The sequence below is a fragment of the Sphingobium sp. 22B genome, from assembly GCF_001580035.1.
In the GTDB taxonomy this organism is placed as follows: domain Bacteria; phylum Pseudomonadota; class Alphaproteobacteria; order Sphingomonadales; family Sphingomonadaceae; genus Sphingobium; species Sphingobium fuliginis.
Genome location: NZ_LTAB01000008.1, coordinates 111,729 through 124,972 on the forward strand (window position 1 = coordinate 111,729; position 13,244 = coordinate 124,972).

12 protein-coding genes are annotated in these 13,244 nt (G+C 63.6%); all 12 read right to left on the reverse strand.

All coding sequences use genetic code 11. The annotated features are described in order from the left end of the window. Positions 1 to 257: 257 nt before the first annotated feature. The 12 genes from A0J57_RS09745 to nuoG are packed head-to-tail and all read right to left on the reverse strand — an operon-like array spanning position 258 to position 13,242. Complete coding sequence (locus A0J57_RS09745) at positions 258 to 518, reverse strand: DUF1467 family protein (protein WP_025549528.1); 261 nt, start codon at positions 516 to 518, stop codon at positions 258 to 260. Between the two features lie 11 nt (positions 519 to 529). After that, positions 530 to 2,167 (reverse strand): ribonuclease J, encoded by a 1,638-nt coding sequence (locus A0J57_RS09750; protein WP_061935329.1) that lies wholly within the window; start codon positions 2,165 to 2,167, stop codon positions 530 to 532. Then, positions 2,164 to 2,946 carry a type III pantothenate kinase gene (locus A0J57_RS09755; RefSeq protein ID WP_044662537.1) on the reverse strand — a complete coding sequence of 261 codons (783 nt, stop codon included), beginning with the start codon at positions 2,944 to 2,946 and terminating at the stop codon, positions 2,164 to 2,166. Before A0J57_RS09755 ends, A0J57_RS09750 begins: the two co-directional genes overlap by 4 nt. 15 nt (positions 2,947 to 2,961) lie before the next feature. After that, positions 2,962 to 3,669 (reverse strand): biotin--[acetyl-CoA-carboxylase] ligase, encoded by a 708-nt coding sequence (locus A0J57_RS09760; RefSeq protein WP_268873884.1) that lies wholly within the window; start codon positions 3,667 to 3,669, stop codon positions 2,962 to 2,964. Continuing rightward, positions 3,666 to 5,102, reverse strand: coding sequence for an NADH-quinone oxidoreductase subunit NuoN (nuoN, locus tag A0J57_RS09765; RefSeq protein ID WP_025549532.1), 1,437 nt, complete (start codon positions 5,100 to 5,102; stop codon positions 3,666 to 3,668). The genes A0J57_RS09760 and nuoN overlap by 4 nt, the downstream gene beginning before the upstream one ends. Further along, on the reverse strand, positions 5,102 to 6,658 hold the full coding sequence (locus A0J57_RS09770; protein ID WP_061935335.1) for an NADH-quinone oxidoreductase subunit M: 1,557 nt from the start codon (positions 6,656 to 6,658) through the stop codon (positions 5,102 to 5,104). The genes nuoN and A0J57_RS09770 overlap by 1 nt, the downstream gene beginning before the upstream one ends. Further along, positions 6,658 to 8,757, reverse strand: a complete 2,100-nt coding sequence (gene nuoL / locus A0J57_RS09775) for an NADH-quinone oxidoreductase subunit L (protein WP_061935338.1) — start codon at positions 8,755 to 8,757, stop codon at positions 6,658 to 6,660. The genes A0J57_RS09770 and nuoL overlap by 1 nt, the downstream gene beginning before the upstream one ends. 6 nt (positions 8,758 to 8,763) lie before the next feature. Next, complete coding sequence (gene nuoK / locus A0J57_RS09780) at positions 8,764 to 9,069, reverse strand: NADH-quinone oxidoreductase subunit NuoK (RefSeq protein WP_004211745.1); 306 nt, start codon at positions 9,067 to 9,069, stop codon at positions 8,764 to 8,766. Then, the gene (locus A0J57_RS09785) at positions 9,066 to 9,677 is read right to left on the reverse strand and encodes an NADH-quinone oxidoreductase subunit J (RefSeq protein WP_025549535.1); all 612 of its coding nucleotides are present in this window, start codon (positions 9,675 to 9,677) and stop codon (positions 9,066 to 9,068) included. Before A0J57_RS09785 ends, nuoK begins: the two co-directional genes overlap by 4 nt. Positions 9,678 to 9,707: 30 nt before the next feature. Then, a complete protein-coding gene (nuoI, locus tag A0J57_RS09790) occupies positions 9,708 to 10,193 on the reverse strand; it encodes an NADH-quinone oxidoreductase subunit NuoI (RefSeq protein ID WP_007684868.1) in 486 nt (161 codons plus the stop codon). Further along, positions 10,190 to 11,239 carry an NADH-quinone oxidoreductase subunit NuoH gene (gene nuoH / locus A0J57_RS09795; protein WP_025549536.1) on the reverse strand — a complete coding sequence of 350 codons (1,050 nt, stop codon included), beginning with the start codon at positions 11,237 to 11,239 and terminating at the stop codon, positions 10,190 to 10,192. Before nuoH ends, nuoI begins: the two co-directional genes overlap by 4 nt. Next, complete coding sequence (gene nuoG / locus A0J57_RS09800; protein WP_061935341.1) at positions 11,236 to 13,242, reverse strand: NADH-quinone oxidoreductase subunit NuoG; 2,007 nt, start codon at positions 13,240 to 13,242, stop codon at positions 11,236 to 11,238. The genes nuoH and nuoG overlap by 4 nt, the downstream gene beginning before the upstream one ends. Between the last annotated feature and the right edge of the window lie 2 nt (positions 13,243 to 13,244).

A 13,244-nucleotide genomic window follows, 5' to 3' on the forward strand; every position in this document is an offset into this window, starting at 1 on the left:
CATCTCGCTGCGGAGCCTGCCCGAGGGTTCGCCCGCTCAGGATATGCGGGGATTCGGCCCATGGCGGGCTGCAAATGGCGGCTTTCTGCGCCTCCGGTGCTCACATATTGAAGTACGCTACGTCGGAACGAGTCGCGCGCCTCGTTCGAGTGCCTTAGCAGGAGCATGATGCGGCCTGGGACGAACATCAAAACTCTGTCGTGAAGCCCCTACTCAAGCTTACGCAACAGCGTTGCCCGTCGGTTCCGGCCAGACACTCAGCCGATATGCGTCAACCGCTCCAGCGTGATCCAGCCTTCCACATAATTGGCATAATAGAGGCCGAACAGAACCGCCGACAGGACCGTCGCCCGAAAGGCAACGACCCCTGGACGAAAATTGCTGGGCGCGCTGTCCGCCTGCCCCGGCCGCAGCGCCTCGCCCGTTTCATCGGGCGTGCGAATGCCGAAGGGCAGCACTATGAAGGCGCTGATCACCCAGAACAGCACGTAAATGGCAAAGATCGCATACCAGTTCATGCGCAAAGGGCTTAGGCGCGAATGAGCAGCACGTCCACCACCGGCTTCTTGCCCGTCCAGCGGGTGGCCGTGCGCCGTACCGCCAGCCTGACCCGTTCACGCAGCGCCTCTTCCTCCTGCGATCCTTTGGGTACAGCGCCCGCAGCCTCCTCGGCCGCCTCCTCCAGAAAGGCGGCCTTGTCCTCTTCCACCGGCACGCCCTGGGTGCGCAAGGCGGGGGAACCGATCACCCTGCCCTTGCCATCCAGCGCCACCGCGACGCTGATCTGGCCATGCAGCGCAACCTTGCGCCGCTCGTTCATCGTCGCTCCGTCAGCGGGCAGGATGACGTCGCCATCCAGCACCAGCCGTCCCGTCGTTTCGTTGCCGATGACCTCCGGCCCGTTGGGCGCCAGCCGCAGCACATCGCCATTGGACTGCACCACCGCATGGGGAACGCCGCTCGCCAGACCCAGCCGCGCCTGCTCGGCCATATGCCGCCGCTCGCCATGGACCGGCAGCAGGATTTGCGGCCGTACCCAGCGATACATGGCTTCCAGCTCGGGACGACCCGGATGGCCGGAAACATGCACCTCCGCCTGACGATCCGTCACCATCAGCACGCCCTTGGCCGCCAGCGCGTTCTGGATGCGGCCGATGGCGATCTCATTGCCCGGAATCTGCTTCGAGGAGAAGACGACCAGATCGCCCTCGTCCAACTTGATGGGGTGGCTGTCGAAGGCGATGCGCGACAGGGCGGCCCGCGCCTCCCCCTGCCCGCCAGTGGCGATGATCATCACCTCATTATGCGGCAAGGCCATCGCATCGTCCCAATCGATGGTCGGCGGGAAATCCCTGAGATAACCCGCCGCCCGCGCCGTCGAGATGATCCGGTCGAGCGACCGCCCCGCCACGCAGAGCTTGCGCCCCATGGCATTGGCAACCTCCCCCAAGGTCTGCAACCGCGCGGCATTGGACGCGAAAGTCGTGACCAGCACGCGCCCTTTAGCGCCCTCGATGGTCTGCATAAGCCCCACGCGCACATCGCCTTCGGAGCCGCTGGCTTCGGGATTGAAGACGTTGGTGCTGTCGCACACCAGCGCCAGCACCCCCTCATCGCCAATGGCCGCCAGTTCCTCGGGCGTGGAGGGCTGGCCGAGCAGCGGCGTTTCGTCCAGCTTCCAGTCGCCGGTATGGAAGATTTTGCCATAGGGCGTGTCGATCAGCACCGCATTGCCTTCGGGAATCGAATGCGCCAGCGGCACATAGCGGAAGCCGAAGGGCCCCAGGGCGAAGCTGCCCTCATTGTCGATCACGTTGAGCTCGACATCCTGGGTCAGCCCCTCTTCCTCCAGCTTCAGCCGGATCAGCCCCGCGGTGAAGGGCGTCGCATAGAGCGGCACGCCCAGATCGGCCGCGAGATAGGGAATGGCGCCGATATGGTCCTCATGCCCGTGGGTCAGCACGATGCCCAGCAGATCGTCCTTGCGATCCTCGATGAAGCTCAGGTCCGGCAGCACCAGCTCCACGCCGGGATAGGCGGGATCGGCAAAGGTCAGGCCCAAGTCGACCATCACCCATTTGCCCTGGCAACCGTAGAGATTGACATTCATGCCGATCTCCCCCGAGCCGCCAAGGGCCAGGAAGATCAGCTCATTTCCGGGTATCATTCTGTTTTCAAACTCCGTTCATACAGCAATGCGAGGCCCTGGATCGTGAGATCGGGCGCGATCGCATCGAAAATATCGCTATTGTCGTCGAAGAGGACCGCCAGGCCCCCCGTTGCAATCACCTTGGCGGGACGGCCGATTTCCGCACGTATGCGGGCGACCAGCCCCTCCATCATCGCCACATAGCCCCAGAAGACGCCGATATGCATCTGCGCTTCGGTGGTGCGGCCGATAACCGACCGGTTCTCCGGCGGCGCGATCGCGATCTTGGGCAGCTTCGCCGCCGCCGCGACCAGCGCATCCAGCGACAGGTTGATGCCCGGCGCGATGATGCCGCCCTTGTAAGCGCCGTGATAGTCGATGACGTCGAAGGTCGTCGCCGTGCCGAAATCGATGACGATCAAATCCTCGCGGTAAAGATGGTGCGCGCCGATGGCGTTTACAACCCGGTCCGCTCCGACCGAGGCCGGTTCGGCCACGTCGAGTTCGATGCCCCACTCCACCGGCGCCTGACCGGCGATGAGCGCGGTGGTCCTGAAATATTTATCGGCCAGCACCTGAAGATTGTGCAGGGCGCGCGGCACGACGGTCGCGATGATGACCGCCTCCACATCGGCAATCTTATAACCCTCCAGCATCAGGAGCTGGTTCAGCCACACCGCATATTCGTCGGCGGTGCGCCGCGGATCGGTCGCGATCCGCCAGCGGGCGCGAATCTCCCGCCCTTCGAGCAGCGCAAAAACCACATTGGTGTTACCCGCGTCGATCGCGAGAAGCATGGCCGATCCCCGATGTCAGATGAGAAGGATGTCGCCGGCATGAATGGCACGGCTCTCGCCATTCGCCAAGCGCAGGATCAGCATCCCATGGCGGTCGAGCGTGTCGAATGTGCCTTCCACCGTGTCGCCATCGGGCTGCACCACGCGCATCGGCGTGCCCGTAGGATGGGCGTTGAGCAGCCAATGCGTCCGCACCGGCTCCAGCCCCTGCGCGCGCCAGATCGCCAGCCAATGGGCGAACAATTGCGCAAGCCGCACCTGCAGAGCAGCCGCGTCGGCCTCTGGCGCGCCCTGCGAGAAGAGGCTCGTCACCGGCCGGTCGAGCCCGGTCGGATGCCCGGTCACATTGACGCCGATCCCCGCAACAATGGCATCGCCGGCCCGCTCCAGCAGGATGCCGGCAATCTTCGCGCCGTCCACCAGCACGTCATTGGGCCATTTGATCCGCGCCCGCCCCTTGCAAAGCGGCGCCACCAGCGCATGCACGGCGTTGCCCGCGACCAGGGCCAGCGTATGCGGCAACGGGTCGCCCCCCCGCAACCGGATCAGCGTCGAACAATAGAGATTGCCGTCGGGACTTTCCCAGCTGCGCCCCATGCGCCCGCGTCCGCCGGTCTGCCGCCCCGCGCGCAACCAGCAGCCTTCAGAAACGCCTTGCTCCACCAACGCCAGCATGTCGGCATTGGTGGAGCCAGTCTCCTCGACGAAGCGAAGCTCGGTCAGAACAGCGACGCCGCGGCCGCCGCGCTCGCCTTGTCGAGGACGGGATTGAGGAAATAGCCGAAGACGATCACCACGGCACAGGCCGTCAGGATGATATTCTCAACCGCACCGCCGCGCGCTTCATAGGGCGCCGCCGGCTCGTCGAAATACATCGTCTTGATGATCTTCAGATAATAGAAGGCGCCGATCACCGACATGGCGATACCGAAGGCCGCCAGCGCCGTCAGGCCCGCCGCGACGGCCGCGTCGAACACCAGGAACTTCGCCCAGAAGCCGAAGAGCGGCGGAATGCCGGCCATGGAGAACATGAAGATCGCCAACGCCGCCGCCAGACCCTGGCGCGAGCGCGACAGGCCTGCAAGGCTGGCGATGGTCTCGACCGGACGCCCCTCCGCATCGCGCATCTGCAGGATGCAGGCGAAACCGCCGATGGTCATGACGACATAGATCGCCATGTAGCTCATCGTCGCCGCCGCGCCCGCGGGCGTGCCGGTGGCAAGGCCGATCAACGCGAAGCCGACATTGTTGATCGACGAATAGGCCATCAGCCGCTTGATGTTGGTCTGGCCGATGGCCGCCACCGCGCCGAAGAGGATCGAGGCGAGCGCAACGAAGATCACGACCTGCTGCCAGTCGAGGCCTGCCGGACCGAGCGCCTCTATCGCGACGCGGACGGTAAGGCCGATGGCCGCCACCTTGGGCGCGCTGGCGAAGAAAGTCGTGACCGGGGTGGGCGCACCTTCATAGACGTCCGGCGTCCACATGTGGAACGGCACGGCGCTGATCTTGAAGGCGAGACCGGCAAGCACGAACACCAGGCCGAAAAGCTCGCCCTTCGACACACCGTCGCTCAGCGCGACCGCGATGCCGTCGAAGCTGGTGCCGCCGGTAAAGCCATAGAGAAGCGCCGAACCATAGAGCAGGATGCCGCTCGCCAGCGAACCCAGGACGAAATATTTAAGGCCCGCTTCGGACGACCGCTCGTCCTGCCGCATGAAGCTTGCCAGCACATAGGCGGCAAGGCTCTGCATTTCGAGGCCGACATAGAGCGTCAGCAGGTCGCCCGCCGACACCATCATGCCCATGCCGATCGAGGAGAAGAGGATCAGCACCGGATATTCGGCCCGCAGCGCGCCACCCACCAGGAAATAGCGCGGCGCAAGCAGGATGGCCGCCGCCGCCGCGCCATAAATCAGCGCCTTGGCGAAGACGGAGAAGGCATCCGCGCGCACCAGCCCGTCAAAGGCATCGGGCCCATGCGCCAGCGAAGTGGACAGCGCCAGGCCTGCGATAGCCAGCGTCAGCACCGACAGCCAGTTCACCAGCCGCGCCGTCGCATCGCCGCCATAAGCTGCGATCAGCATCAGGATCAGGCCGCCGGCCGTCAGGATCAGTTCCGGCAGGACCGCCAGAAGGGAAGCGGAGTCAATCATCAGTGCGCCTCCCCGTGCGCAGGGGCTTCTTCATGATGGGCAGCCTCGGCAGCCGGAACGGCCGCCCCCATCTTGATCTGGGAATCGCCCGCCGGCCTGGCGGAGGCGACGCGCGCTTCGAGCGCGCGGATATCGGAACGCATGGGCGCCAGGAAGCTCTCCGGATAGACGCCCATCCACAGCACCGCCGCCGCGATCGGCGCCAGCAGCCAGATTTCGCGCGCGGACAGGTCCGGCATCGCGGCCGCATCGGCATTCTTCTGCTCGCCATAGGCGATCCGGCGGTAGAGATAGAGCATATAGGCCGCGCCCAGGATGATGCCGGTGGTGCAGACCAGCGCCACCCAGCTCGACGCCTGGTAGATGCCCATCAGCGACAGGAATTCACCCACGAAGTTGCTGGTGCCCGGCAGGCCGACCGACGCCATGGTGAACAGCAGGAACAGCACCGCATATTTCGGCATGTTGATGCTGAGGCCGCCATAACGGCTAATCTCGCGGGTATGGAGCCGATCATAAATGACGCCGACACAGAGGAAGAGAGCGCCCGACACCAAGCCATGGCCCAGCATCACCATCATCGCGCCTTCGATGCCCGCCTGGTTGAAGGCGAACAGGCCGACGGTGACGATGGCCATGTGCGCAACCGACGAATAGGCGATCAGCTTCTTCATGTCCGACTGAACCAGCGCGACGAGGCTGGTATAGACCACCGCGACCATCGACAGGCCCCAGACCAGCGGCGCCAATTGCGCGGACGCCTCCGGGAACATCGGCAGCGAGAAGCGGATGAAGCCGTAGCCGCCCATCTTCAGCAGCACGCCCGCCAGGATGACCGAACCGGCGGTCGGCGCCTGAACGTGCGCATCGGGGAGCCAGGTGTGGACCGGCCACATCGGCATCTTGACGGCAAAGCTGGCGAAGAAGGCGAGCCACAGCCATGTCTGGATATGCGGATCGAAATGATAGGCCATCAGCGTCGGGATGTCGGTCGTGCCCGCTTCATGCACCATCCACATCATCGCGATCAGCATCAGCACCGATCCGAGCAGCGTGTAGAGGAAGAATTTGTACGAAGCGTAGATGCGATCCGCGCCGCCCCAGATGCCGATGATCAGGTACATCGGGATCAGGCCGGCTTCGAACATGATGTAGAAGAGGTAGAGATCCTGCGCCGTGAAGACGCCGATCATCAGCACCTCCATGAACAGGAAGGCCGCCATATATTCCGGCACGCGCTTCTCGATCGCGATCCAGCTCGCGCCGATGCAGATCGGCATCAGGAATACGGTGAGCGCGATCAGCAGCAGCGCGATGCCGTCGATCCCGAGCGCCCAGGCGAAACGGCCGAAGATCGGCGCATATTCCTGGAACTGCCATTGGGCAGCGGTCCCCGACTGGTCGAAATTCATCCAGAGGATGACGCCCAGCACGAGATCGACCAGCGTTGCGACCAACGCGATCCAGCGGGCCTGATTGGCGCCTGCGAACAGACAGGCGATGGCCCCCGCCATCGGCACTGCCATCATCAGGGAAAGGATGGGGAAGCCGCTCATTATCGTGTCATCGCCCAGGTTGCAGCCGCGGCGAGGCCGATCAGCATCACCAGCGCGTAAGTGTAGAGGTAGCCGGACTGAAGCCGACGGGTGACTTTGTTGCCCTGCACGACCAGCGCAGCCAGACCGTTAGGCCCGAAGCGGTCGATCAAGCCCACGTCACCGAACTTCCAGAAGAAGCGGCCGATGGCGAAGGCAGGCTTGACGAAGATGAAATGATACAGCTCGTCGAAATACCATTTGTTGAGCAGGAACTGGTACAGCACGCCGAAGGTGGCGACGAAGCGCCGCGGCCAGTCGGTGTGCTTGATATAGGCCAGCCAGGCTATGACCAAGCCGGTCAGCATCACCGTGAACGGTCCGAACTTGACCCAGGTCGGCACTTCATGCGCGGCGTGCATCAGATGACTGTCGAACGCCAGCGCGCCCTTCCAGAACTCTATGCCGCCTTCCGGCCCGATGAACTGGTCATGGAAGAGGAAGCCGGCAAACACCGCACCCAGGCTCAGCACCACCAGCGGGATCAGCATCACCCAGCCGCTTTCATGCGGATGATAGCCGCCAGTGCCGGTCGGCAGGGCATGGGCATCGGCTTCATGCCCGTGCGGATCGTGACCCGCATGCTCCTGCGCCGGTGCGTTGTCGTCCTCCGCGCCATGGCCATGGGTGGCATGTTCGTCATGACCATGGCCATGCGCGTCGTGGACGGCATGCTGGATATGCTCCGAAGCGGCCCAGCGCGGCTTGCCGAAGAAGGTCAGGAACACCAGGCGCCAGCTGTAGAAGCTGGTGAGCAGCGCCGCGAATACGCCGACCAGATAGGCGCCGACGCCTGCGCCGCCCGAAGCATAGGCCGCTTCGAGAATGCCGTCCTTCGAATAGAAGCCTGCAAAGCCATAGCCGACCAGCGGAATGCCGACACCGGTGATGGCCAGCGTGCCCAGCGTCATCGTCCAGAAGGTGATCGGAATCTCCTTCCGAAGCGCGCCATAGTAACGCATGTCCTGCTCATGGTGCATCGCATGGATGACCGAGCCGGCGCCCAGGAACAGCAGCGCCTTGAAGAAAGCGTGGGTGAAGAGGTGGAACATCGCCGCGCCATAGGCGCCGACGCCCGCCGCGAAGAACATGTAGCCGAGCTGCGAACAGGTCGAATAGGCGATGACGCGCTTGATGTCGTTCTGCACCGTGCCCACGGTCGCCGCGAAAAGGCAGGTGGCCGCGCCGATGAAGGTCACGAAGCCAAGCGCCGTCGGTGAGGTTTCGAACATCGGCGACAGGCGGCACACCATGAACACGCCCGCGGTCACCATGGTCGCCGCGTGGATCAGCGCCGACACCGGGGTCGGACCCTCCATCGCGTCCGGCAGCCAGGTGTGGAGGCCAAGCTGCGCCGACTTGCCCATCGCGCCGATGAACAGCAGCAGGCAGAGCACGGTCATGGTGTCGAAACGATGGCCGAGAAAGCCGATGGTCGAACCGGCCATTGAAGGCGCGGCCGCCAGGATTTCCGGGATCGAGATGGTGTTGAACACCAGATAGGTGCCGAAAATGCCCATCATGAAGCCAAGGTCGCCGACGCGGTTGACGACGAAGGCCTTGATCGCGGCGGCGTTTGCGCTCGGCTTCCGGAACCAGAAGCCGATCAGCAGGTAAGAGGCGAGCCCCACGCCTTCCCAGCCGAAGAACATCTGCAGCAGGTTGTTCGCCGTCACGAGCATCAGCATCGCGAAGGTGAAGAGCGACAGATAGGCGAAGAAGCGCGGCTGGTCCGGCTCCTCCTCCATATAGCCCCAGCTATAGAGATGGACGAGGCTCGACACGCTGGTGATGACCACCAGCATGACCGCCGTCATGGTGTCGACGCGCAGCGCCCATTGCGCATCGAAGCTGCCCGACTGGATCCAGGTGAAGGCCGGGACCACATAGGGTTCGGCATGGCCGGTCAGGAAGCTGATGAAGATCGGCCAGCTCATCGCACAGGATGCGAACAGCGCGCCGGTGGTGACGATCTTCGCGGGCAGCTTGCCAAGGGCCTTGTTGCCAAGACCGGCGATGGCAGCAGCCAGCAACGGGAGAAGGACGATAAGCTGGATCATCGAGCTTTAGCCCTTCATCCGGTTGACATCGTCGACGGCGATGGTGCCGCGACCGCGGAAGTAGATGACGAGGATGGCAAGGCCGATGGCCGCCTCACCCGCCGCGACGGTCAGCACGAACATGCTGAACACCTGACCCACCAGATCGCCCAGGAAGGCGCTGAAGGCGACAAGGTTGATGTTCACGCTGAGCAGGATCAGCTCGATCGCCATCAGGATGATGATGACGTTCTTGCGATTGATGAAGATGCCCAGCACGCCCATCACGAAGAGGATCGCGCTGACCACCATATAATGCTGAAGGCCGATCACAGCTCCACCCCCTGCCCGACGGGCTGATTGACGTTGCGCACCGCGTCTTCGGGACGGCGGCGGTTCTGGCGGGCGATGTTCTGGCCGCGCACGCCGCCACGGGCACGATGGGTCAGCACGATGGCGCCGATCATCGCGACCAGCAGGACGATGCCCGCCGCTTCGAACAGGAAGATGTAGCGGGTGTAGAGCAGCGCGCCGATCGCCTGGATATTGCTGAGTTCCGGGTTCACCGGAGCCGCGCGCTGCGCCAATTCTATGGGGCCCGCGCTCCACAGGCCGATGCCCAGCACGATCTCCGCCAGCAGCACCAGCGCAATCAGCAGCCCGAAGGGGAGGTAATCGACGAAACCGGCGCGCAGTTCGGCGAAATCGATGTCGAGCATCATCACGACGAACAGGAACAGCACGGCAACGGCGCCGACATAGACGATGACAAGGAGCATCGCGATGAATTCGGCGCCCAGCAGGACCATCAGCCCCGCCGCGTTGAAAAAGGCAAGGATCAGCCACAGCACCGAATGAACCGGATTGCGCGACAGGATCGTAAGCGCGCCGCTGCACACCACGATCGCGGCGAACAGGTAAAAGGCAAGCACGTGAATCACAGGATCATGTTCCCCTTCGGCGGCTGCGGCTTAACGGTAGGGCGCATCGGCGGCAAGGTTCGCGGCAATCGCCCGCTCCCACTTGTCCCCATTTTCAAGGAGCTTGGCCTTGTCGTAGATCAGCTCCTCGCGCGTTTCGGTGGAGAACTCGAAATTCGGGCCCTCGACGATGGCGTCCACCGGGCACGCTTCCTGGCAGAAGCCGCAATAGATGCACTTCGTCATGTCGATGTCGTAGCGCGTCGTGCGGCGGCTGCCGTCATCGCGCGGCTGCGCTTCGATGGTGATCGCCTGGGCGGGGCAGATTGCCTCGCACAGCTTGCACGCGATGCAGCGTTCTTCCCCATTGGGATAGCGGCGCAACGCATGCTCCCCCCGGAACCGCGGCGAAATCGGGTTCTTCTCATAGGGGTAGTTGATCGTCGCCTTGGGCTTGAAGAAATATTTCAAGGTCAGGGCGTGCGCCTTCACAAACTCCCAGAGGGTGAAGGATTTGACATAATAGCCGAGGCTCATTGAGCGCCTCCGTAACGCGTGAACATGAGGAAGCCCGACACCAGGAAGACGAACAGCAGCGAGGTCGGCAGGAATATCTTCCAGCCCAGCCGCATAAGCTGGTCATAGCGATAGCGGGGCACCGTCGCCTTCACCCAGGAGAAGACGAAGAAGAAGAAGAATATCTTGGCGAACAGCCAGATGATGCCGGGCACATAATAAAGCGGCGCCCAGTCGATCGGCGGCAGATAGCCGCCCCAGAACAGGATGGCGTTCAGGGCGCACATCAGGATCACGTTCGCATATTCGCCCAGCCAGAACAGAGCGAAGGCCATGGAAGAATATTCGGTCTGATACCCCGCGACCAGTTCCGATTCCGCTTCGGTCAGGTCGAAGGGCGCACGCGCCGTTTCCGCCATGGCCGAGATCAGGAACATGATCGCCATCGGGAAGAGCAGCGGGTTGAAGCCGTTGCCGTTCAGGAAGCCATAATAGCCCTTCTGGCTCTCGACGATGGCCGAGATGTTGAAGCTGCCGGCCCAGAGCACCACGGTGATCAGGATGAAGCCGATGGAGACTTCATAGCTGATCATCTGCGCGCTGGCGCGGATCGCCGAATAGAAGGGATATTTGGAGTTGGACGCCCAGCCCGACAGCACCACGCCATAGACGCCGAGCGACGAGATGGCGAGGATGTAGAGCAGGCCAACATTGATGTTGGCCAGCACCACGCCCACCTGGAACGGAATCACCGCCCAGGCCATCAGAGCGACGGTGAAGGTGATGATCGGGGCGATCAGGAAAAGCGTGCGGTTGGCCGCCGAAGGGATGATGGTTTCCTGCAGGAAGACCTTGGCGCCGTCCGCGAAGGACTGGAGCAGACCGAAGGGACCGACGACGTTCGGGCCGCGGCGCAGCGCCATCGCCGCCCAGATCTTGCGGTCGGCGTAGATGATCATCGCCACCGCCAGCATCAGCGGCAGGGCAATCACCAGAATGCCGATGATCGTCGAAAGCAGCCAGGCGCCCTCGAACGGCAGGCCGAGATTTTGGAAGAAAGCGGTCACTCTGCGGCCTCCGCATACGTCTCACCGTGGATCAGTTCGGCCGAGCATTGCTGCATCGTCGGACTGGCGCGGCAGATGGCGTTGGTCAGGTAGAAATCCTTGATCGGAGAGCCGAACTCACCGCTGGCGCCGGTCGGCAGCGACGGAACGGACCAGCCATAATCGGCCAGACCCTCGACGCCCAGCGCCGGAACCGCCCTGGCCATTTCGGCGCGAAGCTGCTCGAAGCTGTCGAAGGGGAGCGTCGCGCCCAGCACTTCCGACAGAGCGCGCAGGATCGACCAATCCTCACGGGCGTCGCCCGGCGCGAATACGGCCTTTTCCCCGCGCTGCACCCGGCCTTCCAGATTGACGTAGGTGCCGGCCTTCTCGGCATAGCTTGCGCCCGGCAGGATCACGTCCGCCGCATGCGCGCCCTTGTCGCCATGGTGGCCGACATAGACCTTGAAGCTGTGCTGGAAGGCCGAATAATCGACTTCGTCCGCGCCCAGCGAGAAGAGCAGCTTGGGCTTCGCCGCAGCCACCGCCTTGATGCCGCCCTGCGTCGCATAGCCGAGCATCAGCCCGCCCATGCGCGCCGCCGCGAAATGCAGGACATTATAGCCGTTCCAGCCTTCTTTCACGAGACCCAGCGTCTCGACCAGCGCCAGCGTATCGCCATGGGCGCCGTCCTTCGCCAGCACGCCGCCGCCGACAATCATCGCCGGATGCGCGGCCTTGCCGAACGCCTCGACCACCGCTCCCGGCAGCTTGGCGAGCAGCGACGCGTCATTGCCCAGCCACTCGACCTTGTAGGTGAGGTCGACCTGCGGACCGAGCGCAAAGACCTTCGCGCCCTTCTTGATCGCCTTGCGGATGCGGGTGTTCACCAGCGGCGCTTCCCAGCGCAGATTGGTGCCCACCAGCAGGATCGCGTCAGCGGTTTCAAGACCGTTGAGCGTGGTGTTGAAGTTGACCGCGCTCAGGCTCGACACGTCATAGGCGAGCCCGGTCTGACGGCCTTCGAGCAACGAGCCGCCCAGCTTCTCGACCAGCACCTTGCCCGCGAACATCGTCTCGCAATCGAGCAGATCACCGGCCAGCGCAGCCACCGATCCACCATGCTTGACGGCGGCAATCGCCGCGAACGCCTCGTTCCAGGTTGCCGGAACCAGCTTGCCGTCCTTGCGGACATAAGGTTTGTCGAGCCGCTTGCGGACCAGACCGTCGACATTGTGCCGGGTCTTGTCGCTGGCCCATTCCTCGTTCACGTCGTCATTGATGCGCGGCACGGCGCGCAGCACCTGACGGCCACGGCTGTCGAGGCGGATGTTGGTGCCGACCGCGTCCATCACGTCGATCGCGTGGGTCTTCTTGAGTTCCCAGGGCCGCGCCTCGAACGCATAGGGCTTGGACGTCAGCGCGCCGACCGGGCAAAGATCGACCACATTGCCCGACAGCTCGCTCTTGGCGGCATGTTCGAGATAGGTGGTGATCTGCATGTTCTCGCCGCGATAGATGGCGCCGATTTCCGGCACGCCCGCGACTTCCTCGGCAAAGCGCACGCAGCGGGTGCACTGGATGCAGCGGGTCATGACCGTCTTGACGATCGGACCCATATATTTCTCGGTGACGGCGCGCTTATTCTCGTCGAAGCGGCTGCTGCCCTTGCCATAGGCGACCGATTGGTCCTGAAGGTCGCATTCGCCGCCCTGGTCGCAGATCGGGCAGTCGAGCGGGTGGTTGATGAGCAGGAACTCCATCACCCCTTCGCGCGCCTTCTTGACCATCTCGGTCTGGGTGAAGATTTCCTGATTCTCCGCGGCCGGCAGCGCACAGGAAGCCTGCGGCTTGGGCGGTCCGGGCTTCACCTCGACCAGGCACATGCGGCAATTGCCGGCAATGCTCAGCCGCTCATGATAGCAGAAACGGGGGATTTCCTTCCCCGCCAGTTCGCAGGCCTGGAGGACCGTGGCGCCCGCCGGGACTTCCAGTTCTACGCCGTCTACTTTGACCTTCGGCATGG